This window comes from Butyrivibrio sp. NATIVEDY162 (assembly GCF_045999815.1).
GTDB lineage: Bacteria > Bacillota > Clostridia > Lachnospirales > Lachnospiraceae > Butyrivibrio.
This window is the reverse complement of sequence record NZ_CP172573.1, coordinates 3,437,242-3,463,743: the sequence shown is the minus strand read 5'-3', so window position 1 is coordinate 3,463,743 and position 26,502 is coordinate 3,437,242. Positions and strand designations below refer to the sequence as shown.

The 26,502-nt window shown below is 41.8% G+C and carries 21 protein-coding genes; 1 reads left to right on the top strand and 20 read right to left on the bottom strand.

What is annotated here, in order from left to right; all coding sequences use genetic code 11:
• Positions 1 to 3: 3 nt before the first annotated feature.
• From ACHCNF_RS15035 to ACHCNF_RS14995, 9 genes are all read right to left on the bottom strand, one after another.
• On the bottom strand, positions 4 to 603 hold the full coding sequence (locus ACHCNF_RS15035) for a hypothetical protein (RefSeq protein WP_408070554.1): 600 nt from the start codon (positions 601 to 603) through the stop codon (positions 4 to 6).
• 247 nt (positions 604 to 850) lie between these two features.
• Entirely contained in the window at positions 851 to 2,143 is a 1,293-nt protein-coding gene (locus ACHCNF_RS15030) for a hypothetical protein (RefSeq protein WP_408070553.1), read from the bottom strand.
• A gap of 130 nt (positions 2,144 to 2,273) precedes the next feature.
• Positions 2,274 to 4,664 (bottom strand): alpha-galactosidase, encoded by a 2,391-nt coding sequence (locus tag ACHCNF_RS15025; protein ID WP_408070552.1) that lies wholly within the window; start codon positions 4,662 to 4,664, stop codon positions 2,274 to 2,276.
• 53 nt (positions 4,665 to 4,717) lie between these two features.
• Entirely contained in the window at positions 4,718 to 5,281 is a 564-nt protein-coding gene (locus ACHCNF_RS15020) for a TetR/AcrR family transcriptional regulator (protein ID WP_408070551.1), read from the bottom strand.
• Between the two features lie 25 nt (positions 5,282 to 5,306).
• Positions 5,307 to 6,068, bottom strand: a complete 762-nt coding sequence (locus ACHCNF_RS15015; protein WP_408070550.1) for a response regulator — start codon at positions 6,066 to 6,068, stop codon at positions 5,307 to 5,309.
• Entirely contained in the window at positions 6,061 to 9,213 is a 3,153-nt protein-coding gene (locus ACHCNF_RS15010) for an ATP-binding protein (protein ID WP_408070549.1), read from the bottom strand. The genes ACHCNF_RS15015 and ACHCNF_RS15010 overlap by 8 nt, the downstream gene beginning before the upstream one ends.
• A gap of 40 nt (positions 9,214 to 9,253) precedes the next feature.
• Positions 9,254 to 9,598 (bottom strand): Hpt domain-containing protein, encoded by a 345-nt coding sequence (locus ACHCNF_RS15005; RefSeq protein WP_408070548.1) that lies wholly within the window; start codon positions 9,596 to 9,598, stop codon positions 9,254 to 9,256.
• A gap of 65 nt (positions 9,599 to 9,663) precedes the next feature.
• Entirely contained in the window at positions 9,664 to 11,385 is a 1,722-nt protein-coding gene (locus tag ACHCNF_RS15000) for a two-component system response regulator (RefSeq protein ID WP_408070547.1), read from the bottom strand.
• Positions 11,386 to 11,661: 276 nt separating this feature from the next.
• Entirely contained in the window at positions 11,662 to 12,504 is an 843-nt protein-coding gene (locus tag ACHCNF_RS14995) for an endo alpha-1,4 polygalactosaminidase (RefSeq protein WP_408070546.1), read from the bottom strand.
• A gap of 173 nt (positions 12,505 to 12,677) precedes the next feature.
• Here ACHCNF_RS14995 and ACHCNF_RS14990 point away from each other — a divergent pair, with 173 nt between their 5' ends.
• Entirely contained in the window at positions 12,678 to 13,748 is a 1,071-nt protein-coding gene (locus ACHCNF_RS14990) for a lysozyme inhibitor LprI family protein (protein WP_408070545.1), read from the top strand.
• 77 nt (positions 13,749 to 13,825) lie between these two features.
• Here the strand turns inward: ACHCNF_RS14990 and ACHCNF_RS14985 are convergent, their stop codons facing one another.
• The 11 genes from ACHCNF_RS14985 to ACHCNF_RS14935 form a co-directional block, all read right to left on the bottom strand.
• Positions 13,826 to 14,470, bottom strand: a complete 645-nt coding sequence (locus ACHCNF_RS14985) for a cytidylate kinase-like family protein (protein WP_408070544.1) — start codon at positions 14,468 to 14,470, stop codon at positions 13,826 to 13,828.
• A 77-nt stretch (positions 14,471 to 14,547) separates the two neighbouring features.
• Positions 14,548 to 15,258, bottom strand: a complete 711-nt coding sequence (locus ACHCNF_RS14980; protein ID WP_408070543.1) for an ABC transporter ATP-binding protein — start codon at positions 15,256 to 15,258, stop codon at positions 14,548 to 14,550.
• A gap of 36 nt (positions 15,259 to 15,294) precedes the next feature.
• A complete protein-coding gene (locus ACHCNF_RS14975) occupies positions 15,295 to 16,053 on the bottom strand; it encodes an ABC transporter ATP-binding protein (protein WP_408070542.1) in 759 nt (252 codons plus the stop codon).
• Positions 16,054 to 16,055: 2 nt separating this feature from the next.
• Complete coding sequence (locus tag ACHCNF_RS14970; protein ID WP_408070541.1) at positions 16,056 to 17,096, bottom strand: branched-chain amino acid ABC transporter permease; 1,041 nt, start codon at positions 17,094 to 17,096, stop codon at positions 16,056 to 16,058.
• A 165-nt stretch (positions 17,097 to 17,261) separates the two neighbouring features.
• Entirely contained in the window at positions 17,262 to 18,146 is an 885-nt protein-coding gene (locus tag ACHCNF_RS14965; protein WP_408070540.1) for a branched-chain amino acid ABC transporter permease, read from the bottom strand.
• Positions 18,147 to 18,285: 139 nt separating this feature from the next.
• The gene (locus tag ACHCNF_RS14960; RefSeq protein WP_408072249.1) at positions 18,286 to 19,530 is read right to left on the bottom strand and encodes an ABC transporter substrate-binding protein; all 1,245 of its coding nucleotides are present in this window, start codon (positions 19,528 to 19,530) and stop codon (positions 18,286 to 18,288) included.
• A 186-nt stretch (positions 19,531 to 19,716) separates the two neighbouring features.
• Positions 19,717 to 21,120 carry a DNA repair protein RadA gene (radA, locus tag ACHCNF_RS14955; RefSeq protein WP_408070539.1) on the bottom strand — a complete coding sequence of 468 codons (1,404 nt, stop codon included), beginning with the start codon at positions 21,118 to 21,120 and terminating at the stop codon, positions 19,717 to 19,719.
• A 195-nt stretch (positions 21,121 to 21,315) separates the two neighbouring features.
• Positions 21,316 to 21,723 (bottom strand): endosialidase, encoded by a 408-nt coding sequence (locus ACHCNF_RS14950; RefSeq protein ID WP_408070538.1) that lies wholly within the window; start codon positions 21,721 to 21,723, stop codon positions 21,316 to 21,318.
• A gap of 129 nt (positions 21,724 to 21,852) precedes the next feature.
• A complete protein-coding gene (locus ACHCNF_RS14945; protein ID WP_408070537.1) occupies positions 21,853 to 24,435 on the bottom strand; it encodes an ATP-dependent Clp protease ATP-binding subunit in 2,583 nt (860 codons plus the stop codon).
• Between the two features lie 68 nt (positions 24,436 to 24,503).
• On the bottom strand, positions 24,504 to 24,875 hold the full coding sequence (locus ACHCNF_RS14940; RefSeq protein ID WP_408070536.1) for a GntR family transcriptional regulator: 372 nt from the start codon (positions 24,873 to 24,875) through the stop codon (positions 24,504 to 24,506).
• A 168-nt stretch (positions 24,876 to 25,043) separates the two neighbouring features.
• Positions 25,044 to 26,471, bottom strand: a complete 1,428-nt coding sequence (locus tag ACHCNF_RS14935) for an SH3 domain-containing protein (protein ID WP_408070535.1) — start codon at positions 26,469 to 26,471, stop codon at positions 25,044 to 25,046.
• Positions 26,472 to 26,502: the final 31 nt, after the last annotated feature.

The window sequence follows — 26,502 nt, the reverse complement described above, 5'->3', positions numbered from 1 at the left end:
AGATCAGGTCCTTCCACGCATTTTTTTGTTCTCATACTTACCCCTGATGGCCAATCCGATCGTTCCATCAGAAATCAAAGCGGTAACATACCCTGCAAAACTGAAATCAAACCCGATACCTAACATATTTATGATCGCTAAAATCAGCTTTAATCCATCCGCTGTCAGAAGCATGTAGAATATCGTCCATGTTTTTTTCTCTCCGAGATCTTTTCCAAAAGCCATAAGGAGAAGAATAATAATCTTACAGGCATTAAGGACACTGATAATGATCATCCATATATTGACTCTATAGAAACATAAATCAATAATGATTGTCAGTACACATACTGCAACATTAAGAATCAGAAACAGTTTATAGTAAACTGCCGCCTGCTTCATATATCCCTTAACCAGATATAAAATACCGACGATCAACATAGCCAGGATTACCAGCATCATAAACGCATTAGCCTGGTTTGAAAAACCTGTGGCAGAAGCATTAATGCTGTCAATAATAAAATGTACCATGGCTCCGATAGTGCCAATTACCATCAATGCCATTAAAGCCAAATGAATTATTATCAATAAGCTTACCTTTTTCTTTTGGTCAGTCGTCGTCATATTCTCTTGTCCTCCTGGTATAAATATGTATAGGCACGATTATTACATAATACTACCCTATCAGTTGAAACCTATGACTTCTTGAACGCAAAGATGAAAAACCGTTCAAGAATCTATGACATCTTGAATCAAAGATTCAAGATGCCTGCAAATAGGCCATTCCAATGCGACTTCGTCGCGGGCCTATTTGCCTCCTGAATCATGTTCTCACGAAACCCGCAGCTAGTGCGGGTTTCTGAAATATCATTCAAGAACTCATGCATTTTGCACCAGTAACGGGCGGCAATATTATTTCCGGAAGTTTTTTCTCCTCAAGGTTTCCTGCAGAATATGTAATTCCTTCATCTTCAAGTGCCTCGAGGAACTCCTTTATGTACTTTCCGTCCTTGCGAACGGTTTGAAAACTTAAACAAAAATCTTCTTCTGTAGCATTCACTTCTACCATAAGATGTCCCATTGTCAGCGAGTAAACGCCATCAAGAAAAGGTGCCAGACCACCCCATGCAATCTTACCCACGTAGCTTATATGAAAAGCTGACGGTATGCCATGGGTTGTTGGACTGTTATCTACCGCGTAGGTGACTTTATTTTCGATACCATTTTGTTTATCGATCTGCCTGCGAAATGCTTCAACCTCTCTGATTTTTTCCCAGCTAAGCTCAGGCTGCATCTGAACATACATCCTGCTTCTTGTGATGGTAGAGAGCTTTTCAACAGGCCAGTCCTTCATCCTTTTATCATATTGTACATACATCTGTCTGACCATATCTCTGTATGTTTCCGGGCACCCCACATCCTCCCGATAGTTATTGGCTATCCCACCGATAAATCTATTCTCGTCAGGGCGAACTTTTGTATGCATCTTGAACAAGAGAGCTGACAAAATAGAATTAGGACTTCCATCATTATCACGGGCATATTTCATAAGGTTTTTCTTTGGAATTTTTATGGGATAATAGCCATCAATGCCATTTGGATCCCTCATACTTTCAATATAATCGTTTAAAGGCGTAAAAGAATCCTTTGGAAAGTCAAAATTACCAACCGGAATGCCAACAGGCATATTTTCTACATCCGGTTCAGCCTGCTCCTCAAGTGTTATCGGTGTGTCAATTGTCAGGATTCCAGTCTTGTCAATATCATATCCAAGATCAGTTAAGTACTGCCACAGTGTTGCTTTTATCCATAGCATTGCGCCACAACCACCACAGTAGTTATGAGCAAAGTTAAAATAAATATTATTGTTTTCGTAAGTAATGGCAAAAAGAAACCCATTTGTCTCATCTGTTCCAAGTTTTACCACTTTGTCGCCCATACTTACAACCAAGGGCTTATCACAGGGCTCCAGAATGTATGCTTCATCCTCATTTAAAGATACCGTCCTGCTGTAGTATGGAAATCTTTTAAAAGCCTTAACAGCAGAAGTTTTCAGCGTTTCTCCGTTTACAGCGCTTTTAAGCACGACTCTAATCCTGACTGAGTAGACATTTCGCTTTTTTATCTCATACAATGTGTATGAATCAAAATCATACTTTGCCATATTCTCATTACTCCCTCAAGCCAATTGCCGGTCATTATATATTCTTTAGCCAAGTTACAACGTATGAAATCTTAATGATTATTTCTTTTTAAAAACATAGGTCTGAGTCTTAGCCCCGGCTTTCTTAAGTTTATTCACTAACCTCCGCAAAAACATAAAGTCTTGCATCATCGGTGCGGAACATACGGGTATCCTCTCCGTAGCCGGTTCCACCGTAGTCGGGATTGAGGCGGACACCACATCCGTTTAAGACACTTCCTGTAGCGATGGCTTCGTCCTTCTCGCCATTCATCTTGTAATGTCTTGCTATGATGCCATGAATAATTCCATTCTGCTTGACATGGATAGGTGCCATGGTATTTATAAGGCTTCCGAAAGCCTTGATATTAACGCCTACCTGGCGGTTTGCGACTTCATAAATCTTATCATCAGCAAGCCCCATGGTTCTAAGGGCAAGGTAATCCTTGTTAGGTCTGCTCTCCTTCTGGAAAATAAGAGCAACAGCAGCAGACTTATCCTTTGCCACAACCATGAAGCGGTACTTATCAAGTCTGTAGAAATCACCGAACTGGAATACCTTTCTCCACTGCTTGTAGAACTCAACCTGATCTGCTACCTGCTTTTTCTGCTCATCAGAGAGTTCTCCCAGATTAAGCTCATATCCAAAGCATCCAAAGGCAGCAACTGAAAATCTGGTCTCAAGCGGAACAGTATGAAGTGTCTGATGATTCGGTACAGCCGATACATGCGCTCCCTGTGTATTAGTGGGGTAGCCGTAGCTGTAGCCTCTCTGGATATCCATTCTGCAGACAGCATCCGTGTCATCGCTTGCCCATATCTGAGGAAAATATGACAAAATTCCAAGATCGAATCTGTTACCACCTGCAGAGCATCCTTCAAACAATATATGAGGAAACTTAGTGGTCAGTTCATTCATAACTCTGTACAAACCGATGTAGTATCTGTGTTGGAACTCCTTCATTCTCTCAGCCGGAAGCTCTAACGAGAATCTGTCTGAGAAAATCCTGTTCATATCCCACTTAATATAAGAAATATTTGCTGATGAAAATACCTTTGTGAGAGCATCTATGATATAGTCCTGAACATCCTTTCTGGACATATCAAGGATCATCTGTGTTCTTCCAACTGAATGGTCACGTCCGGGTGTTCTTACCGCCCACTCAGGATGAGCTCTGAAAAGATCAGAGTTTTCATTAACCATCTCGGGCTCAACCCACAGACCAAAATTCATTCCAAGTGCATTTATTTTGTCAGCAAGGCCCGATAATCCGTCAGGGAGTTTTTTGGTATTGACTACCCAGTCACCAAGGCCTGCATGATCATCGTTTCTTGCGCCGAACCATCCGTCATCAAGTACGAAAAGCTCTATACCTGCCTTAGCAGCCTCCTTGGCAATTCTCAAAAGACTGTTCTGATTAAAATTGAAATATGTAGCTTCCCAGTTATTAATGAGGATGGGTCTTTCCTTGTCTCGCCACTCACCGCGCACGATGTGCTTCCTTACAAAATCGTGCATACTGCGGCTCATTCCTCCAAATCCCTTCTTGGAGTAGGTCATAACTGCCTCAGGAGCTTCAAAGGTCTCTCCCGGAGTAAGCAGCCATTCAAAGCCAACCGGCTGAATTCCACTTACAAATCTACTAAGAAATGTACCGTTTGAAGAAAGTGCACTGTAGTGATTTCCACTGTAAACCAGGTTGAATCCAAAGCAGTCACCTGCTGTCTCAGTAGTATCAGGCATACTAAGCATAGTGAAAGGATTACTTCTGCTTCCGGACTCACCTGCAGAGAGTTCCTCGCAGACAACTTTTCCCGCATTACATACAGAAGATGTCTTCCCCATCTCATCTGCCCAGCGTCCGTGAAAACTGGTGAGCTGGAATCCAATCTGCTGAAAATCAAGTTGATTGGATAAAAGTCTGTCAATGTGAATTTCTTCATCGCTGTCATTAATGAGCTTACTGCTTCTTGTTATTGTGTTGCAGTCAGGATAGACCTTATAGATCATTTTAAGTCTGACATCCTTGTGCTTATCCTTCATGGTAATGACAAGCTGCATAGCATGGTCTGCAATGTAGGCAGGCATTACAGCATCTGTTCCAAGTCCTGCAACGGCGCTGATACCACCATCATCATAGGATGAAGGCAGAGTCTCAAGTGCTGTTATCTCGTCAGATACAACAGCATTTTCAAATAAAAAGTCGCAAGTTGTGGAGCCATCCTTAAAGGTTAGCTCAACCATGGGCTCCCTGATATCGCCCTTCCCAAAACCGGACATCTCAAGTGGCATAGTCTCAAGGCACATGGGATAATACTCCGGGGCATAGACAACCATGTTGCCGCCCTCATTTTTATGTTTGATCTCAAGAACCTTAGCCATGTCTATTAAAAATTCTGAAGCCTGTTCCTGATTTTTTAAAAATTCCTCATACTGAATCTCTGATAAAAGAGATGCACCATAATGAATATGTTCTATATGCCCGGATGGTAATACCTGCATGAAGTAACTGCTGTTTTTTGTCTGTAGCAAAAATATATTGTTGTTCCTAATTATCATCTTACGCAAATACCTCTCATAACTATGTCTATCATGATCTTAAGAGCATCATCATATGTTGTATTTCCTTCAATGAGCACATTTGAACTCAAAAAGCGCTCTATTGAAGCCTCTGTCATAGCTTTAATTACAGGAATGGGAAGAGGTCTGATTGAGCCCTCTCTTACACCCTTTTCTATAAGCTCAATAGTGTCCTCCCAGTCATTCTCAAGTCTGTTCTGGACCTTAACATAAATCTTTGGATATTTATCTTTTAGGGTAAATATCTTTCTGAAATCCACATCGCGATATTTGTCCGGCATGCAGATCATTATTCTCTCTATTTTCTCAACTGTAGAAAGGGAGTTGTCATTTAGAATCTCAGCTTCCTTTTCCTTGATTGAATCAAAGCAGTAATCAACAAGTGCATCGAAGATTTCTTCCTTGTCATCAAATTCCTTGTAAATAGTTTTTTTACTCATGTGGAGTACGCCTGCCACATCATCCATAGTGAACTTGGAGCCCTTAACTTTAAACTCCTCAAGCACTGCCTCAAGTATCTTAATCTTTGTATCGTTCATGTTACCTCCTAATAAAAACAGCTCCTTACAGCTTTTTATTTGCTATGAAAAAGTCCCTTACAGCCTGTAACAGCTCATCCTTTGCCATAGTCTTAAGCAAATATCCGTTGGGTTTTAGGCTCACAACCTTCATGACACTCTCTTTGTCACCTTTTCCTGTTAAAAAGTAAACCGGAGTGCTTGAGGTCTTGGCTTCGCTTCTTATCATCTCCAGAACCTGCGGTCCTGATGTTACCGGCATCTCATAATCAAGAAGTATCAGATCAGGTGTGTTGGTTGCCAGATAAGTAATGGCCTGCATGCCGGAATTAACTATCGTAACCTTGTATTCCTCATCGAGCCACCCCTTGACCAGCTTCAGGAACACCGGATCATCGTCCACAAGAAGAATGTTTTTCCTTCTCGACAGTTCGTCGTTAAGAAGACATATCTCCCTCATTCTTGCCGTGACCTTCTTTATATCAAGAGGTCTCTCAAATCTCTCTGCTATCATATCAGGCGGAATACTCGAAGTTACTATTTCATATTCCGTGGCGTCTCCTATCATGCAGAGGATTTTCTCATTTTCAAGGCAGATGTCCCTGAGGTATATCAAAGTATCCGCTATTTCATCCACATAGGGCCCTAAATAAAACAGAAATACGTTAGGTTCCTTCCTGTATTTTTCAAGCTCATTTACCTTGGGGGCTGCCTTCGTCACCGACAAGCCTGCTTCAGTCAGGTTCTTGCTGATGGCATCTACCATGAAGGTCGACCCACTACTGATCAGTAGAATATTGTTATCCATCATTACCTCCTGCCTTCAGTAGGCTCTTTATCTTGTCCCAATCAGCATCTGATATAGCTTTTTTAAGCTTTGTAAAAAATGCTTTGTGCTTTTGGGAAACTCGATATTGTTGTATAGTTTCCATTATATACCCAATGCTGTCATAATCAAAGCTTTCTGCCATTTCTTTTATGGCATTTTTTGCTTCATTTATGGCATCTTCCTCCATCACCGGAAGTGTTTTGTCTATGTCCTGTCCATGCTCATTGTCATACTCAAAGAATTTATCCCACAAGTGCTTATACATGTTTAGAAGCCTTGGTGTATCTTCACGTATCTTTTCAATATCCCCGTTGTCACCGGCCTCCTCAAGACTCCTTGCAAGCTCTGATATTCTAAGAGCCCCTATTATTCTGGCTGAGCTTTTAAGCGAATGAACCTTTATCGTGTAGTTTTCAATGTCTTCGTTTTCAAAGGCTCTCTTTATATCGTTGAAGTTAGACTCTATATTGTCCTTAAAGGAATGTGCAGCTGCAATAAATGCCTCCTCGGATCCGCAGTTTTTTATTCCTTCCTCTATTGCGGAAAGCGGTGCATTTTTTATCCATTCGGGAATGGCAGAAAAATCTATGGCGGTTTTATCCTCTCTGTCTTGAGAGTCATCAATTACCATTTTGACCTTCTCCACCGGAAGGTGCTTAGTCATCATAAGTTCAAGTTTTTCTGACATTATGGGTTTTGTCAGATAATCAGTAAAACCTGCTGAAATGTATGTCTCCCGCGCACCGGATATTGCGTTTGCAGTAAGACTGATAACCGGTGTTGTGATGTTCTTATTCTTTTCATCGCTTTTAAGTCTTTTAAGCGTCTCAATGCCATCAATCCCCGGCATTCTGTGATCCAGAAAAATAATATCATATTGATTATCCCTTGTTTTTTCAAGGCACTCATATCCGTCATTGGCTGTATCTATCTGCACCTCAGTTTTCTTCAAAAGTTCTGCAAATACAGTTATGTTCATAGGTGTATCATCGACAACCAGCACCTTCGCCTCAGGTGCTATGAATCGCTCGTGATACTTTTCCCTCTCAACAAGTGCTCTCTGATATGACTCCATATAATCCCCGATGGGATCAGGCTTTATTACCTTTTGCCTTAGTACAAACGAGAACAACGAGCCTTCTCCGTAAGTACTTGATACTTCAAGTTTGCTGCCCATGAGCTTCAGGAGTTTTTGCGTAATATTGAGACCCAGTCCTGTACCTTCGATACTTCTGTTTCTCTTTTCATCAACTCTCTGAAATGCGTTGTACAGTCTGTTTAAATCCTCAGGTTTTATTCCAATACCCGTATCTTTTACACTTACGAGTAAATCTATACAGCCATCAGGTGCTTCTTTATAGTTTATGCTAAGTGTCACGCTTCCCTCATCTGTGTATTTTACAGCATTGGTAAGGATATTGGTGATGATCTGCTTTAGCCTTATTTCATCACCGTACAGAATGCCGGGAATATTGGTATTTACATCAAAAATAAGCTCAAGTCCCTTAGCGTTGATTCTTGGCTTTATCATATGCATCAGATCATTTATGACTGAAGATACATCGTATTCAACTAAAATGACATCCATTTTTCCCGCTTCAATTTTGGAAAAATCGAGAATATCGTTAATTAAACCAAGTAGCGTATTCCCCGCTGTTTTTATATTCTGTGCATATTCCAAAACCTTATCGTCTGAGGATTCTCTTAAGATCATTTCATCCATTCCAAGGATAGCGTTGATGGGCGTTCTGATCTCATGAGACATATTTGACAGGAAGCTACTTTTGGCTTCGTTTGCAGCCTCTGCTTCCTTCGCTATCTCCTGAAGTTCTCCTGTCATTGCACTCAAAAAATGTGCAAGTCTCTCATGCAAAGGAATTATTCCATTATGTTCATGCTTTTCCCTATGCTGATCAAGCACACTGAAGGTCCAACTGCCAAGTCCTTCTCTCATGCCAATTGCTATAAGGGCACTATTTAGAACGCCTCCTTTTCCGTGGTATTTATATATCTCACCCATTCCGAAAACAAGACCTGCAGGAGCATTCATTACATTTTCATAACGGTCAATCTCAACAGTCCTATTGTTCTGCAAGAAATTGATCCTGTTCCCGCACACTATCAATGTAAGTGCCTGCGCGCCAAAGGCTTCTATCCTTGCCGCACCTTCATTCGTTTTGCGCAGTATATCAGCCTGCTCCGCATATGAAAATCTGATTCTTTCTCCGGCTCTTATATCGCCCTCAATAGTAATATTACCTTCTTCATCAACTCCTGATGGCGTTCTGCCAAGGCAGAATCCATCCCTTTGAACCATCATTGGAAATTCACATACATTATTTACAAATTGGCTGTCAGGTTTAACTCCCAGATATTTCTCATATATATTGGCAGCAGGCTCACCGTCTATCTTTTCGATTTTTATTTTTCCACGGCTGTCAATGTCCGATAATTCTACCTCCAAAAATCTTCCTATAGGTTCCCAGCCGAAAATATAATCCTCATAGACATACAGCTCCTCGCTGTATAAAAGCATCGCAACAATTCCGCCACCAAAATCAGTATTGGCAAACACGAGAGAATCTATAGTATTAACTCCAACTACTCCGTTCATGTTTTCCGCAAAATTGGCATTTGATATGGCTCCAAAAATCGGAATATTCTCGTGGTTTTGAGAAATGCTGTCAATGACCTTTGGCGCCGCAGCATTGGTCCTGGCAAAATATAAGCATATAGCTTTTACATTTCCTATTGAATCTATCTCTGATTTAATATCTTCTGCATAAGAAACAATACTGTCATAAGAATCAGTTGGAATCTCACATTTCTTATACAATAACCTTACCTTCGTATTCTCAAGAAACACAAAGTTTAAAGTTATAATCTGTTCAACCTCAAAGTACAGTTTTGTGGAACCTGAAGTAATGCCTATGATCTTCAGCTTTGGGAAGGAACTTTCCAGCATTAAAAGTATGCTGCTGATACTTTCTTCAGAAACACTGCCAACGCATACGTCAACATAGCCATCAACATATGATTCGGGAGTAAACTCTTTTCTGAGCTTTCGTACCTCTTCATTTAACTCTTGGATTTTGAAGACCCTGATAACTTTTTGTTTCATCATTTATTAATCTCCGGCTGCCCTAATGTAACAGTGTTATATTTTAGCTTTCGATCATGGCTGCTAATCTGTCTCTCTCAGCTATTATCTGTGTTATGATCTCCGAATAATCCATATCCGTTCCTGTTCTTAAAAGTTCTGTCATCTTACTTGCAGGTTCATAGATTGGAGTGAGAGCAAGGTTTCCAAGAACCCCCTTTAGAGCATGAGCTGCCTCGAAAGCCTCCTGGTTCTTCTTTTCTTCAAGGAGGCTTTTTAGTTCCTCATAGCGTTCTCTCTCCAGCGCTTCAGGAATAAGTTCAAGATAAAATTCCTCATCATCAAGGCACCTTGCAAGTCCCTCAGCGGTGTCTGCACCGAATTCCTTTAGAACATCTATCGTAAGCATTTTTTGTTTCCTCCTAAGGGGCAGTCGGCTTAGCTCTTTGCTTATTTCTGTGCTGCTGCCTTCTCTTAATTGATGCCACCAATTGCTGCATTAACCTCTGCCTCAAGCTCTTCATTTTCTTTTTCAATGAGTTTTTCAAATTCACTTGCAGGGCATGGCATGGAAAAATAGAATCCCTGAATTATATCGCAGCCTGCATTTTTAAGAAGGTCATACTGTTCCTTGGTCTCAACACCTTCCGCAACCACCTTCACCTTCAAAGATCTCGCGATATCTATCATGAGCTCTACCATCTTCATATCCTTGTTGCCATCATGGATATTCTTCACAAACTGCATATCCAGCTTCAGGATATCAATAGGAAGGGATGTGATCATATTAAGGGAGGAATAGCCTGTTCCAAAGTCATCCATTTCTATTGCAAAGCCTCTATCCCTAAGTCCGTTCACTACCCTTATGATCTGATCCGAATTCTCTGTATATGCAGACTCTGTTATCTCAAGGTTAAGCATTCCCGGAGATATCCAATTGTTCTGGACTGTGGTAAAAATCTCCTCCTCAAGATTTGGAGCGCCTATATCCACACGAGATACATTGACAGATACGGGAACTTTGAAGTCATATTTCACCATCCACTCACCGACCTGTTTGGATACCTCATCCCATACATAATGATCAAGCTTGTGAATCAGTCCGTTATCCTCGAAAAGTGGAACAAATTTGTCAGGTCTTAAAAGCCCAAGCTCCGGATGCTCCCATCTCACAAGTGCCTCCGCTCCATAGAGAGAATCACGATCTCCCCGGATGGAATATTTTGGCTGGTAGAATATGACAAACTGCCCGTCCTTAATACCATTTTCCATATCATTAATGAGGCGTTCATTCAGTGCCTCCTTGTCATGCATCTCCTCATCATAGAATGCAAGCTGTATATTGTAGTTGCCTCGTATGCTGTTGCATGCAACTCTTGCCTTATCAAAACGCTGCTCCACAGGTATATCCATATTCACATTTCTGTAAATACCCATTCTCAGATATACCCTGGAGTTATTCAATATATACTCAAGGCCTTCTCCAATATCCTTTAACATCTGATCATAGTCAGAACCACCGGGAATATACAGCAAAAATTCGTCCGCACCGCCGCGTCCTGCAATTCCGCCCTTTTGCTTTGCAATCTGTTTGACACTGTCTGCAATCTTAATCAGTACATCATCACCGGCTCTTCGCCCCTGAAGTTCGTTTATAAGATGGAATCTGTTTACATTGAAAATAAGAGCATCCATACCTGAATTTTGATAATGTAAATCTCTAAAATGTGAATACTCCATAAAGAAATCATGTGTAAGAAGCCCTGTCAGGGCATCATTCTGAGTGGACTGAATAAGTCCCCTTCCCTCTCGAAGCTCTATCGCTCTGTCGATTCTGGCGCGAATAACCATGGGATGTGAAAAGGGTTTGGAAATAAAATCAACAGCGCCAAGCTTAAAGCAACGCACTTCCGAGTCTATCTCGGAGGTGCATACAATAACGGGTATCTGCCTGAGTATCTTGTCATTCTGCATGAACTCAAGTACCTCATAGCCATCCATATCCGGCATCATGAGGTCGAGTAAAACCAATGAGATAATATCACTGTTTTCCCTTATGGTATCTATTGTTCTAACTCCATCATCAGCGTAGATAACATCGTAGCTGTCCTTAACAATATTATCCAGCATTTTTCTGTTAATGGGTTCATCTTCAACAATCAATATTGTTCTTCTGACATTAAGCTGGCCTACCATTAGTTTTCCCCTCTACAAGCGATCTATAAAAGATACAAATGCAAGCATATGGTCGAGTTAACATAAAACAGCTACCCTCGTCCTCATACGCAATACTATTCTATCATTTATGAGTTTCCAAGATGATTAGCATGATATGAAAAGAATATAAATTTTTTCTATATTGTAGTTTCCTATAAATTGACAGATTCACAATATTAAAGGGCTACAACCGGGATGTTCACATCTCCGGATGATAGCCCTTATAATTTAGCTCAGAGCTGGCTTCTCTTAAAATCAGCTCAGATTCAGCTTTTCTGAAATATAGTACTTATATCCCTTCTTTTTGCAATACTTCCTGACTTTCTCTCCAAGGTCTTTACTCTTTGTATACTCAAGAAGATAGCATTTCTTTTTGTTCTTCTTAACAAGCTTAAGGTACTTCTTGAAAAACTTTGTGTCTGAAGCGCTGTTTTTCCCGAATTTATCTTTATCATAGTCTATGATTTTAGAGAAAACCGACTCCTGATTTACTCCGTCAAGAATATCATTCAGGTTGCCGTTTCTCCTATGGTACTCAGTTACAAAAGTATCTCCACCATTTATAATGACCTTGCCCTTTTTCTTAAGGCCTTTTAATATGGTCTCCACTCCGGAATAAATACTGTCGTTCTGATAAAGGTAGTAAACATCTATATTATCTACGAAAAATCCATCAACTCCCGTCGCAATTATCTTAGAAGACAGCTCATTCAATATAAAATCCTGCCACTTTGTATCAGAGACATCCACCCACTTTTCATCAGGCCAGTTTTCATATACTCCAAGAGTTATATCCTCGAAGTTATAATAATACTCACGATAATTCTCGACAGCTCCCACATTTATATAGCTGTATACTTTATGTCCCTGCTTCTTCAATTTTCTTATATCCTTGGTAGAAAAACCGTTCTGCGCATCCAGAACGATCGTCTTATAATCCCTGAATCTCTTAAATGCACGTTTTCCGGAATTAACTGACAGAAAAACTCCGTATTCATATTTGAATTTCTTTGTCGCCGCAGCTGCATTTATCTCAAAATGTCCCAGGATAAAGCATATGATAATTGTGAAAATAAGGATGTTTGATATTTTTTTCATGTGTTTTTTAATCCTCCTATATATCAACCTAAGTCCATATCTAAATGCCATGCCGCTCATAAAATAACATATCTGAAAAGGCTTTGCATCATCATTCTAATAAAAATGTAATATGAAAATATGCTATAATGCTCTCTATATCTAAAAAAGCATTTAAAGGAGAATACAAAAGTATGAAAAAAGGAGCTATTATCGGAATCATTTTGGGAGTAATTTTGGCTGTAAATGTATGCGGTTGTGAAGATCCGTCTAAGCCCCGCGGCATGTCTGATACAAATACATCTACATCCAAAGAAAGTGCAGATACGCAACAAACAGAGAATAATGCTGCCCCGGAGAACAACACGCCGGCAGACAATAGTTCACCCGAAGACGCTTCAAATACAGCAGACAATAATTCATCAGAAGATACTTCAAATATTGAAGACACCGCTATATCAGAGGATAACCAAGAAGCCGTAAGCAATTCATCTTCTGAGACTCCTGTGGATTCAGCTGCCACAGCAAGCACTTCCTCAGCAGGAACAGTACAGGAGGAAATAGCTATGATTGAGGCTAAATCTGTAGAATATGAAAATGCATTATTGAGCGACATTACTCAGACAGATATGAATATAACTACTGCCGATTGGTATCATCTGTGGGATGACGAGCTCAATTCCCTCTGGCAAAGAATCACCGCTGAGGAAAAAGATATGACTGAACTCTTAGCCGACCAGAGAGCATGGATCAAGAGAAAAGAAGCCGACGTAAAGGAAACCGGTGCATTATATGAAGGAGGTTCCATGCAGCCTCAGCTTGAAGCTTCAAGAGCTGAGGAATTGACAAGAGTCAGAGTGTATTATCTTGCCGGATATCTTGCAAAATTGAGAGGTGAAGCCTTTACAATATCCGACGAAATTCAGAAAAGCCTTGATGAGCAGGATCCAAGCCTCGAAAGTGTATTTGAGAAGTTTGAAGGGCAATATGTTTTTGATGTAAATACCGGACATTGTCTCAGAATAGAAAGAGCTGCTGATTCAGATTTTGAGATACCTGATGCAAAATGGATTGTTTCTGTCTCCATGGGTGATGTTATTTCAGATCTTGATGTCAATTCTTTTACAAAGGATTCAATTACTTTCTGCACTAAGCATGACGGTCGTGAATCCTGGTACAAGCTTTCATTTAGTATGGAAAATTCAATCATGTTCGCTTATGGTCAGTCCCACGATGCTATGGATGATATAATATACTGCGAATAAAAAAATGAGCAGAGCACTTAGCCTTGTATTTTATAGCTTCGTGCTCTGCTTTATTATTTGCTTTATTATTTGCTTCATTATTCAAAACAGTCTTCACCAAATCTTACTTTGGCATAAGCTTTGATTGCTTCTACGCATTTTTCGAATCCAAGCTTGCCACTGTCAAGGCAAAGATCATAGTTGAGAGCATCAGTCCAGACATGTCCTGTATGGAACTCGTAGTAGTCAGCTCTCGCCTTATCAATCTGAGCAATGAATTTCTCAAGATCCTTTCCTGTAAGACTCTGCACCTTTCCCGCTTCCTGCATAAGGAAATCATGGTCTGCATGAACGAACACCCTAAGGGCGTTATCATAATCCTTCAGCACAAAGTCCGCGCAGCGTCCGACTATTACGCAGGGCTCACCTTTTTCAGCAAGCATCTTTATGGCCTTGGCCTGATTGCTGAAGATATTTTCATCAGATGTAAGTGATGAGTCACCAGGTTTTTTTACAATTCCGTCATAAACTGTTGAATGGAGTGAGAGCTTACTCTTCCATCTGCTCTTAACTTTCTCATCTGCATCAACAAAATAGCTCTCATTTATTCCGCTCATCTCAGATGCTACCTTGGACAGTTCCTTATCGTAATAATGAATGCCAAGCTCCTCAGCCAGCATCTTTCCGACAGTTCTTCCACCACTTCCATACTGTCTTGCGATTGTGATAACTATATTCTTCATGTCAAATTCCCTCCTAAAAAGCAATAACATTCTTGTTCTATAGATATAACAGAACATTCATCCTTCAGATATGAGCTTTATTCTCCAAGATATGCCTTTCTGATGGATTCATCGTTGAGAAGGTCGTTAGCATTTCCTTCCTTAACGATGCTGCCTGTTTCAAGAACATATGCTCTGTCGGCTATGGTCAGAGCCTTCTTAGCGTTCTGCTCAACGAGAAGAACTGTCACGCCGTCCTTGTTCACATCCTCAATGATGCTGAATATTTCATTTACAAAAATAGGTGAAAGTCCCATAGATGGCTCATCCATAAGTATTATGTCAGGATGAGACATAAGAGCTCGTCCCATAGCAAGCATCTGCTGCTCACCACCTGACAAGGTTCCTGCTATCTGCTCTTTTCTCTCCTCAAGTCTTGGAAAACGCTTATAAACCATCTCGATGGTCTTCTGAAATTCATCCGCATCATTTCTGGTATAAGCACCCATCTTCAAATTCTGCAACACAGTCATGTCTGCAAATACGCGCCTGCCTTCAGGAACCTGTGCCATTCCAAGTGAGACAATCTTATGACCCGGAGTGGTTACAAGATTATGATCCTTATAGGTAATCTCTCCCTGTGAGGGCTTAAGAAGCCCTGACAAAGTGTGAAGTGTTGTAGTTTTTCCCGCACCGTTGGCCCCAATAAGAGCTACAATCTCTCCCTTTTCCACATGAAAAGAGATTCCCTTTAAAGCTTTAATAACGCCATAGTTTACGCTCAAATTTTTAACATCTAAAAGTGACATATAATCTCCTAAAAACTTCTTTCTATACTACTGGTATTATTGGCCAAGATATGCCGCAATAACCTCAGGATCACTCAAAACCTCTTTTGTTTCTCCCTGCTTAAGCACACGCCCGAAGTTAAGTACAGTCAGCTTCTCGCAGATTCCGGACACAAGCTTCATATCATGCTCAATAAGAAGAATCGTCATACCGAATTCTTTTCTGACAAGAGCAATGGTATCCATAAGCTCAGCTGTTTCATTTGGATTCATTCCGGCAGCAGGCTCATCCAGAAGAAGAAGTTTGGGCGATGTAGCCATTGCTCTAGCTATCTCCAGCTTTCTCTGCTTACCATATGGAAGATTGCTTGCAAGAGTATCTCTCTCAGCATCAAGGTCAAATACCTTTAGAAGCTTCATGGCCTCATCATCCATTTCCTTCTCAATTTTCCTGTATCTTCCAAGATGAAGTACTCCTTCAAGAGCGCTGTATTTAAATCTCTCCGTGAGTCCGACCTTAACATTATCGATTACAGACATCTGATGGAATAGACGTATATTCTGGAAAGTTCTGGCTATTCCTGCATGATTTATTTCTATTGTGTTTTTTCTGGTGATGTCTTCGCCGTCAAGACGGATGATACCCTCATTTGGCTTGTACACACCTGTCAACAAATTGAAAACCGTGGTCTTTCCGGCACCGTTAGGTCCGATTAGGCCATAGAGTTCTCCTTTTTCAATTTCAAGACTAAAATCATCAACGGCTCTCAGTCCGCCAAATGCAATACTTAAATTATTTACCTGGAGTAATGACATAATTACGCATTCCTTTTTACAAATTTGTGAGCTATTTTCTGTCTCCATTCAACTGCTGCGGGTGCCCAGTTAAAGAGCATCATCACAATAAGTACGATTGAATAAATGAGCATTCTGTATGTATTCAGTTCCCTTAGCATCTCGGGGAGAAGATAAAGGATAGCTGCTGCTATAACTGAACCTCTGATATTACCGATGCCGCCAAGTACCACATATACAAGGATCATGATTGATGCGTTGTATCCAAAATACTGAGATGTCGCCGTAAGTGATGTAATGTTGTGTGAGAACAGAACACCTGCAGCTCCTGCAATTGCAGCTGAGATTGTAAACGCCATCATCTTATATCCTGTCACATTAATTCCTGCTGACTCTGCTGCTATGCTATTGTCGCGAACAGCCATGATCGCACGTCCAGCTCTTGAGTTCATAAGATTAAGAACTACAAAAAGTGAAAGCAAAAGAACTATTGTGGCAATAGTGAAATTCGCGTCCCTCGGAGTTCCTGTTACGCCCATGGCACCGTTTATAATAACCTGACCGTCAGGCTCCATACCGAGCTCCATTACGTTATTAAGTGAAAAGTGGGGTCCGTGTGAATCAACACCAAAATAAACTGCATTGATGACATTTTTAATGATTTCTCCAAAAGCCAGAGTAACTATCGCAAGATAGTCTCCCTTAAGCCTTAGTACCGGTATACCTATTAAAAATCCAAACAGCGCTGCTGTGGCAATTCCAATTACAAATGCCAGGAAAAATCTTGGCGCTGTAGGAAGAGTATTCTGAGTTAGTTTTGAGAAAACAGCACTTGCAAAAGCACCTATGCACATAAATCCGCAGTGTCCTATACTGAGCTCTCCAAGTATTCCAACACAAAGATTAAGGGCTACAGCTATTACCGCGTAATAGATTACGGGAACCAAAAGTCCCTTCAGATGGCTTGAAAGATTGCCTGTTTTCATAAGGATTTCCATGATCAGATATAAAACGATCACGACTGCGTAGGTTATAAGATTATCTTTGAATTTTTTGTTTTTCATACGTTTCTCCAAATGGATATAGATTATTTCACTCTCGGGCTAAAGCTTTTTATAAGGAAGTTCCGCTCTCGGGCTTGCGCGTTTCACAAGGAAGTTCCGCTCTCGGGCTAACGCCCTCGCCGGAACAAGTATACTCACTAGACTCGAAAATACCTCGTCAAGTGATTATACTTTTTCCTGAATCTTCTTCCCTAAAAGTCCGGTGGGCTTAACAAGAAGCACCACTATGAGGATTCCGAAAACTATTGCATCCGAAAGCTGGGATGATATGTAGGTTCTGCTCAGGATCTCAACTATTCCCAGAACTAATCCACCGATCATAGCACCGGGAATTGAACCGATTCCACCAAATACCGCTGCAACGAAGGCCTTAATACCGGGCATTGCACCAAGGTACGGAGAAAGTGACGGATATGCTGAACAAAGAAGTGCTCCCGCAATTGCCGCAAGTGCAGAACCAATGGCAAATGTAAGGGATATTGTCTTGTTTACGTTAATACCCATGAGCATTGCAGCGCCCTTATCCTCAGCGACTGCAAGCATAGCCTGACCTTCCTTAGTCTTATGTATGAAAAGCTGAAGAACTATAAGAATTACCACACTTGAAAGTATGGTTACTATTGTTACGCCCTGAATTTTCAGGTCTCCTCCTGCAAAGGAGATTCCCTGCCAGGAAATAACAGATGAAAAAGACTTGATATCTGCACCGAAAATAAGGAGTGCCAGATTCTCAAGGAAATAACTGACGCCAATGGCAGTTATGAGAACAGCCAGAGGAGAAGCAGCACCTCGTAGCGGCTTGTATGCAACCTTCTCAGTAGTTATTCCAAGAAGTGTACATAAAATAATGGCAGCAATGATTCCAACAATAGTGTTCCCACTCAATGTGGAACATATAGTAAAAATAACATAGCAGCCCACCATGATAAAATCACCATGTGCGAAATTCAGCATTTTGGCAATTCCGTATACCATAGTGTAGCCAAGGGCTATAATAGCATAAATGCTCCCAAGGCTTAGTCCGTTAATGAGATAAACCAGAAAACTCATCTTTTCCTCCAACAAATACCTGAAAATATAGTGTAAATATGAACACGAGGAATGCCTTTGACAGCATTCCTCGCCACCTTGCAATTATAATGATTATACCAACAGAAATCAGTTGATGTCTATAACTCTATATTTATTATTACTCTGCTGTAACGTAAGCGCCATCCTTAATTACAACGGCCTTAGGCTCTTTATTAGGCTCACCGCTTGCATCCCATGTCATTGTATCTGATGTAAGACCTGAAGCAGTGATGTTAACGATTGCACCCTTAACTGCTTCGCAAAGATCGCTAACGCTCATATCCGGTGTAGCACCTGACTCCTCAAGGCACTGCTTGATGATATAAACTGCATCATAAGCATCTGCTCCGAACTGGTTAGGTGTATCGCCGTATTTTTCCTGATAATTCTTAACGTAGTTAACTGTAAGCTCATCAGTTGCATCTGCTGCGAAAGGTGTAAGAAGCATAAGTCCCTCAGCAAGTGATGTATCGAAGTTCTCAACTGTAAGGATACCATCCATACCATCTACACCAAAGAATGTGGGAGCATAGCCCATGGTGTTAGCCTGTGTAAGAATAAGTGATGCCTCTGTGTAGTAGATAGGAAGGAACAGGAGCTCTGCGCCTGCGTCCTTAGCCTTCTGAAGCTGAACTGAGAAATCTGTCTTGGAATCTGCTGTAAATGCCTCAGCTGATACTACTTCAAAGCCCTGATTGGGAGCTTCCTGTGCAAATGTCTGATAAATACCTGATGAATAAACATCTGAGCTATCATAAATAACTGCTACCTTTGTAGCAAGCTTGTGGCTTCCGATGTACTGTGCTGAAGCAAGGCCCTGGTTAGGATCTGAGAAGCATACACGGAAAACATTGTCATATGCAACACAGTCAGAAGCTGATGCAGAAGGTGTAAGCTGGAACATGTTGTCTTCATGTGTGTTCTCACTTACTGCAAGTGAGCATGCACTTGTTGTTGAGCCAACAAGGAACTGCATTCCCCAATCCTTAAGAGTGTTATAAGCATTCACAGACTTCTCAGCGTTAAGCTCGTCATCCTCACCCTTCATCTCAACCTGATAGCCGTTGATACCGCCGTTAGCATTGATCTCATTTACTGCAAGCTCTACTGAATTAACAACTGCATTACCGTAAGCTGCTGCACCGCCTGTAAGAGGTCCGATTGAACCAAACTTAAATGTAGCTCCGCTATTTGCTGCACCCTCTGCAGCTCCATCTTCTGAGCTCTCTGCTGCTGTGCTCTCTGCTGCTGTAGAATCTGCTTCACCAGCGGGAGCAGAGCCGTCCTGTGCATTACCACCGCATCCTGCAAGTGTACCTGCAAGCAGTGCTGTTGCAGCCATCATGCTTACTAAGCTCTTCATTTTCATAATATGTCCTCCTCGTTTTAGAATTCACAATTTGTGAAAGCTATTTGTATCATGCTTATACATGTATACAATCTTTGTTTAATACTTTAAAGTAGTACAGTATAAATGTCAAGTGTTTACATAATTTATGAATTTGTTTTATAACATGGCAAAAGGAACTCTAAAAAGCAGCCCTTTATATTATCGAATAATTCCCACAGCATCCTGTACGGAAGAAACCCCAATAAGCTTCACATCCTTAAATTTAGACGCATACTTTTCTGCCACAGTCTTTGGAACTATACAGGTTTTAAAGCCAAGTCGCTGCGCCTCTGATATTCGCAGATCGGGAAGATTAACTGAACGCACCTCGCCTGACAGGCCAACCTCTCCAAAGGCTATCACATCATCAGGGATTGGTCTGTTGCGGAAGCTCGATACTATGGCCATGCACATAGACAGATCAAGAGCAGGCTCTATAAGCTTCATTCCGCCCGCAAGATTTATGTATGCGTCATAAGATGAAAGCTCAAGACCTACGCGCTTTTCAAGCACAGCCATAAGCAGATTTACCCTGTTGTAGTCAGTACCGTTTGCCTGTCTTCTCGGAAAATTGAAATTGGTGTGACTGACAAGCGCCTGTATTTCAATAAGAATAGGCCTTGTTCCTTCTACAGAGCAGGTAACAATTGAGCCGCTTGCATTTTCAGGCTTGCCCTCAAGCATAAATTCCGAAGGATTGCTCACTTCCACAAGTCCCTCATTTCTCATTTCGAAAACGCCAATCTCGTTGGTTGAGCCAAATCTGTTTTTAACTGCTCTAAGGATCCTATAGGAAGCATGTCTGTCTCCTTCAAAATACAGAACAGTATCAACCATATGCTCAAGCACTCTGGGGCCTGCCACTGTGCCTTCCTTGGTTACATGACCGACTATGAAAACCGAGATTCCAAGCTGCTTTGCTATACGCATAAGAACTGAAGTTGATTCCCTGACCTGCGATACACTTCCGGGAGCAGAGCTCACATTTTCATTAAACATAGTCTGAATTGAGTCTATGATAACAACCTCAGGTGCAGCTCTTCTTATCGTCTCTTCAATAGTTCCAAGGTCCGTTTCGCAAAACAGATTCATGTCATCTGTAAACTCACCTATTCTATTGGCTCTAAGCTTAATTTGCTGGAGTGATTCCTCTCCTGAAATATAGAGAACTTTCCTGTGATCTGATGCAAGGAGTCTCGCTGTCTGCAGTAAAAGAGTTGATTTTCCAATTCCCGGATCTCCTCCCACAAGAGTAAGGGAGCCCTTCACAAGTCCTCCTCCAAGAACTCTGTTAAGCTCACCTATATGAGTATCAAACCTGTCCTCTTCATTTAACGTAATCTCAGAAAGCTTCATTGGTTTACTTTGAGCATCACCTGAATTGCCATAGCCGCCTATGCCTGCTCCTTTTGATGCATTTCCGGATTTTCCCATTACAGAGGGTTTTATTGTCTCTTCTACAAAGCTGTTCCACTCTTTGCATCCCGGGCACTGTCCCATCCATTTTGCAGATTCATATCCGCAGCTTTGACAGAAGAATACTGTCTTTATCTTTGTTGCCATATAAAAATTCCCCTAACTTTTATCTCAGACTCTACCAACTATAGTAACCATTCCGGTGTAAGATTTCCATACCCTGATTTTCTTAAAAAATGCTAATTCCAGTGTGCTGTTCACATTATTGAGTCTGAATTCATATTAAAAAACCACAATAATATAAGAGGACTGCAAAGCAGCCCTCTTATGAAAACACTATATTCATTTATGAATTTCAACTTTAGATGGAGCAGTTCCGAGTGCTACGCTAAAGCTCAGCTTCCCTCCAACTCCTGTCTGCATCGGACCAATATTTTTACCATCCACCAGGATGTGATATTCTGTGTTTTCTTCAAGTCCGACGGTAATCTGTGCATCTCCCGGTCCTTCAACCTCAAAAGCCAGACCACCTTCACTTTCCTTAAAATGTGTGACCGTTGTCCCCGGAACAGATTCATAAAGGAACATCTCGTTTTGTTCAAGCTTTGTTATATCCTTAAAGGTCTTAACCTTCAAAATATTGCCTTCATGCTTGAAATCATCAAGCTTTTGTTTGGAAGGCAGCTCATAATTTCCAAAGCTTATAGTTCCATCAGCTTCTGCCCTTAGTAACTGTTCTACGACAGCCATCTTATACCTCCTGTTTTGGGTACTGCTAAAACACAGCAGTCATTTATGGAATTTGGTGCTAATACAATTATAAAGCAAATACTACTATAATTTTATTAAAACTTTATGAACCTTAATCTTTTTCACGCATTATTTTGCTGACTTCTTACCTGATGCAGCTTTTTTGGATGTCTTCCCTGTTGTTTTACCGGTTGTTTTCTTTGCAGCCTTAGGAGTTGCTGCCTTTTTAGCAACTTTTTTTCTGCCTGAAGCCTCGCTTGATGCTTCCTTTCCTGCCTTTGAGCTGAATACAACCTTATCGTCCTTAAGTCCAATTGTAACCTTACTGTCGCGCTTGATGTTGCCCTTTAAGAGCTCCTCTGCCATGGCATCCTCAATTACAGACTGGATTGCTCTCTTAAGAGGTCTTGCACCCATCTTGGCATCCGAATACTTCTTTACCAGGAACTGTTTAACAGGCTGTGACATAACAAGGTCAATTCCAAGCTGCTCCTTACATCTCTTGCTGAGGTTCTTACTAAGAAGAGCTACAATTTCCATCATCTCCTTTTCATTAAGAGGATGGAATACCATGATCTCGTCGATACGGTTTATGAACTCAGGTTTAAAAAGTCTCTTAACCTCTTCCATTACGCCACTCTTCATGTTCTCATAGTCCTTCTTCTCATCGGAAGCTGTATCAAAGCCAAGTCGCTTTGGTTCGATAATGCGCTGTGCACCAACGTTTGAAGTCATGATAAGAATAGTATTCTTAAAGCTTACTTTTCGTCCCTTTGCATCAGTGATGTGTCCGTCATCAAGAACCTGCAACAAAACATTGAAAATGTCAGGATGTGCCTTCTCTATCTCATCAAAAAGGATAACTGAATAAGGATGTCTTCTCACCTTTTCGCTAAGCTGGCCGCCCTCGTCATATCCTACATATCCCGGAGGTGAACCTATCATTTTTGATACGGAGTGACCTTCCATGTACTCAGACATATCAACTCTTATAAGTGCATTCTCATCGCCAAACATTGCTTCTGCAAGTGCCTTGGACAGCTCTGTTTTGCCGACACCTGTGGGTCCCAGGAAAAGGAAAGATCCAATAGGTCTGTTGGGATCCTGAAGTCCTACTCTTCCTCTTCTGATAGCCTTGGAAACAGCAACTACCGCATCCTCCTGACCTATTACCCTCTGGTGAAGGATATTCTCTAGCTTAAGAAGTCTTTCAGATTCCTTCTCAGCTATCTTCTTAACCGGAATCTTTGTCCACATTGCAACAACTTCGGCAATATCATTCTCTGTCACTATGTAGTCAGCATTCTTTTCCTTCTTATCCTCTGCTGCCTTCTTGCGATTGAACTTTTTGATAAGAGCTTCCTGCTCGCGATGGACTTCTCCTGCTCCTGCAAAGTCTTCCTTTGCAAGAAGCTCCTCAACTTTGGAATCCATCTCTCTTATCTCCTGCTCCATCTCACGAAGAGCTGCAGATGAGCCTGTAAGGCGAAGTCTTACTGCGGATGATGCCTCATCAATAAGGTCTATAGCCTTATCCGGAAGGTTTCTGTCGTTTATATATCTGCTGCTGAGATCTACCGCAGCCTGAATAGCCTCCTGCGTGATCTTTACATGGTGATGCTCTTCATATTTCCCTACGATTCCGTTCATAATGGCAAGAGTCTCATCTCTGTCAGGCTCCTCCACATTTACAGGCTGAAAACGTCTCTCAAGAGCAGCATCCTTCTCAACATACTTGCGATACTCAGTGATGGTTGTAGCGCCGATCATCTGTATCTCACCTCTTGCAAGTGAAGGCTTTAATATATTCGAAGCATCAATAGCACCCTCGGCGCCGCCTGCGCCTATAAGTGTATGCATCTCATCCACGAAAAGAATGATATTTCCATCATCTATAACTTCACGGATGACTCTTTTTATACGTTCCTCAAATTCACCTCTGTACTTTGATCCTGCGATCATTCCTGAGAGGTCAAGTGTAAGAAGTCTCTTATTCTGAACCGTAAAGGGCACATCCCCTGATACTATCCTCTGAGCAAGTCCCTCAACCACCGCTGTCTTACCAACACCGGGTTCACCGATGAGGCAAGGGTTGTTCTTGGTTCTGCGGCTAAGTATCTGGATCACTCTCTGAATCTCATTATCTCTGCCAATGATGGGATCAAGCCTGTTATCAGCCGCAAGAGCTGTAAGATCTCTGCTGTACTGGTCAAGCATGGAGGTCTTTTTCTTGGAATTGTTCTTCCTGCCAAGGTCCTCTTTTACCAGATTGGCATCCTCTCCCATTGCTGAGAGAGTCTCTGCATAAATCTTCTGAACAGATACGTTCATGGTACCGATAAGGCGGACAGCTACATTCTCGCCCTCCTTGATAAGGGCCAGAAGAATATGTTCCGTACCAATCTTATCTGCACGGAATCTTGAAGCCTGTCTGTCAGCCTCATCCAGAACGCTCTCTGCGCGTGGTGAAAATCCCTCTTTATCAAGAAGAGTGATATTGCCACCCTCGACAATGAGATCTCTGATGACATCCATCATCTTATCCTCATTAATTCCGTTATCAATAAGTATTCTTGAAGCCACGCAGCCCTCTGTCCTGATAAGGCCCATAAGCAGGTGCTCCGTGCCAACGTAGTTAAGCTTCAATGTTCTTGCTGTTTTTCTGGCAAGTTTAAGCGCTTCCTGCGCTTTCTCTGTATATTCTTTACTCAAGTAAACTCCTTTCTTTAAGAGCTATTTAGGGCTCCTAAAAGGTTTTAATTCTCAATTAGTCCGGTCCGTCACATCCCATAACCACCGTAGATTCTGTCCACCATCTCGTGTATCTCTTCCTTTGAAACCCCTTTACACATGGCTCTGGCAAGAACTACACTGAGCATATCCTGCGCTTCCTCAAGCGCCTCAAGCTTATTAAGATCTATGGCGATGATAGCTCCCCGCCTTCTGTCAATCTTCACAAAGCCCTCCTGCTGCAGAATGGAATATGCCTTGTTAACAGTATGCATATTTATTCCAACCATATCAGCCAGCTGCCTGACGCTGGGAAGTTGCTCTCCTTCACGGAACTGAGACGTCGCAATACCCATTATGATCTGATTACACAGCTGCACATATATAGCTTCATCGCTGTTAAAATCAATTTCAATTACCATGATTCGTCTCCTTTCCTGTGATACGTCTAGTATAACAGAAGGGTGTCCCATGTCAATAACAAAGCGTTGTATCCTCACGGAGTGTTTTTATCATGTAGAAAAATGAAGCAGTTTCCTGCAAATCAAAAGGCTGCCACTGGTCAGGTGACAGCCTTATATACACTAATATCAGTTTCTATCCTCATCGTCCAGGTCAAGGAATTCAAATTCGAAATCATCGTCATTTATGAGGAAGTTACGTGACTTACGTCCTGTCTGCGGTGCCGGTTCAGGCTCCACAACTCTTCTCTCTCTTGAAGGAGCAGGTCTCTCGCTTCTGTCAGCTCTCTCCGGTCTCTCAACTCTTGAATCCGAAGAAGGCCTTCTTGACGGTCTGTCGTCTGAAAGAAGTGATGCAGCAGTTCCCATAGGTGCGCTTCTTCTTACTGATGAAGTAGCGGGCTTCTTACTGTCTGCCACTACTCGTCCTGCTGATGCAGGCTTTTCATACTCATCCTTTTCCCTGTTTCTGTCAAAAAGCTTCTTTGCAGGCTTCTGAGCAGGCAGGTCCTCATATTTATTCTTCTTGGTATTGGTTTCCTCTTCATCATCCTCGTAGTACATGTAATCACGAAGCTTGAATACAAGGAAGAGAACAGCTGTTACAAGAAGGAATATCACTATACCCATTCCAATAAGGCCGCCGCGAAGTTTCTTGATCTGACCCTCAAGTGATGCTGCCTGCTGTCCTGCCTTGGCATAGTCAAGCAGATCGTTAAGCTTAACCTGTGTGCTCTCTACATTATCATAGAGGTACCAGGTCTCTGTGCCTGTTCCATCATCCTTATATGCAAGTGAAAACTCACCATTACCAACAACTGAAGGGTCAACTGCAGGCTGTTCTGCAACAGGCTCACTCTCTGCGGGCTGCTCACCTTCTACGGCCTCTGCACCTTCAGCACCCTCAGCAGGCTGTTCACCCTCAGCAGTTGTCATTTCACCACCGGCCTGAGGATCATCAGTCTGAGCAGGAGCAGGTGCTCCCATCTGAAGAAGGTCTGCACGGACAAAACCTGTTCTGCCGCTGTCACCAAACTTTATCTGATACCATTTTTTATTATCTGTTCCTGTAGCCTCACCTGTAACAGTAACACCGTCGCCGTTCTTAACAGTACCAACTGTGCTGTAGCCTGTGCCGGCTCCGGATCTTACGTTAGCACTTGCGACAGTTACAGTAGCGGGCTGCTCCTCAACAGCAGTCACCTGTGTTTCAGGAAGTGCGGCATTGGATGTGCCTGCGTCAGTACTCTTGGTCTCGCCTGATTTTGAGATAAGGTCACTTCTGACGTAACCATATTCCTGTCCATTTACATAAATTCTGTACCACACATAGCCCTGTGAATCTGTGGTCTCATCAATGATATCAACCTTGTCCCCCGAATCAAGACTTGATACCTGCTGGGAAGATGTACTTGCTTCTGATCTGACCTTAACATTTGATGATGTTACGGTGCCGGTAGCAGCCAGTGCCATAATAGGCTGCCCAAAAACCAACACACCGGCAGTCATAACAGATGCCGCATATATGGCATTTTTCCCGAATTTCCAACTTATCATACCTTATACCTCCGGTTACAAGTGCATTTTA

Excerpts from the sequence above, each read along its gene's own strand:
- ACHCNF_RS15035 (WP_408070554.1), bottom strand. The coding sequence starts at position 603 with ATGACGACGACTGACCAAAAGAAAAAGGTAAGCTTATTGATAATAATT.
- ACHCNF_RS15030 (WP_408070553.1), bottom strand. The coding sequence starts at position 2,143 with ATGGCAAAGTATGATTTTGATTCATACACATTGTATGAGATAAAAAAG.
- ACHCNF_RS15025 (WP_408070552.1), bottom strand. The coding sequence starts at position 4,664 with ATGCAGGTATTACCATCCGGGCATATAGAACATATTCATTATGGTGCA.
- ACHCNF_RS15020 (WP_408070551.1), bottom strand. The coding sequence starts at position 5,281 with ATGAACGATACAAAGATTAAGATACTTGAGGCAGTGCTTGAGGAGTTT.
- ACHCNF_RS15015 (WP_408070550.1), bottom strand. The coding sequence starts at position 6,068 with ATGGATAACAATATTCTACTGATCAGTAGTGGGTCGACCTTCATGGTA.
- ACHCNF_RS15010 (WP_408070549.1), bottom strand. The coding sequence starts at position 9,213 with ATGATGAAACAAAAAGTTATCAGGGTCTTCAAAATCCAAGAGTTAAAT.
- ACHCNF_RS15005 (WP_408070548.1), bottom strand. The coding sequence starts at position 9,598 with ATGCTTACGATAGATGTTCTAAAGGAATTCGGTGCAGACACCGCTGAG.
- ACHCNF_RS15000 (WP_408070547.1), bottom strand. The coding sequence starts at position 11,385 with ATGGTAGGCCAGCTTAATGTCAGAAGAACAATATTGATTGTTGAAGAT.
- ACHCNF_RS14995 (WP_408070546.1), bottom strand. The coding sequence starts at position 12,504 with ATGAAAAAAATATCAAACATCCTTATTTTCACAATTATCATATGCTTT.
- ACHCNF_RS14990 (WP_408070545.1), top strand. The coding sequence starts at position 12,678 with ATGAAAAAAGGAGCTATTATCGGAATCATTTTGGGAGTAATTTTGGCT.
- ACHCNF_RS14985 (WP_408070544.1), bottom strand. The coding sequence starts at position 14,470 with ATGAAGAATATAGTTATCACAATCGCAAGACAGTATGGAAGTGGTGGA.
- ACHCNF_RS14980 (WP_408070543.1), bottom strand. The coding sequence starts at position 15,258 with ATGTCACTTTTAGATGTTAAAAATTTGAGCGTAAACTATGGCGTTATT.
- ACHCNF_RS14975 (WP_408070542.1), bottom strand. The coding sequence starts at position 16,053 with ATGTCATTACTCCAGGTAAATAATTTAAGTATTGCATTTGGCGGACTG.
- ACHCNF_RS14970 (WP_408070541.1), bottom strand. The coding sequence starts at position 17,096 with ATGAAAAACAAAAAATTCAAAGATAATCTTATAACCTACGCAGTCGTG.
- ACHCNF_RS14965 (WP_408070540.1), bottom strand. The coding sequence starts at position 18,146 with ATGAGTTTTCTGGTTTATCTCATTAACGGACTAAGCCTTGGGAGCATT.
- ACHCNF_RS14960 (WP_408072249.1), bottom strand. The coding sequence starts at position 19,530 with ATGAAGAGCTTAGTAAGCATGATGGCTGCAACAGCACTGCTTGCAGGT.
- radA (WP_408070539.1), bottom strand. The coding sequence starts at position 21,120 with ATGGCAACAAAGATAAAGACAGTATTCTTCTGTCAAAGCTGCGGATAT.
- ACHCNF_RS14950 (WP_408070538.1), bottom strand. The coding sequence starts at position 21,723 with ATGGCTGTCGTAGAACAGTTACTAAGGGCAGAAGCTGATGGAACTATA.
- ACHCNF_RS14940 (WP_408070536.1), bottom strand. The coding sequence starts at position 24,875 with ATGGTAATTGAAATTGATTTTAACAGCGATGAAGCTATATATGTGCAG.
- ACHCNF_RS14935 (WP_408070535.1), bottom strand. The coding sequence starts at position 26,471 with ATGATAAGTTGGAAATTCGGGAAAAATGCCATATATGCGGCATCTGTT.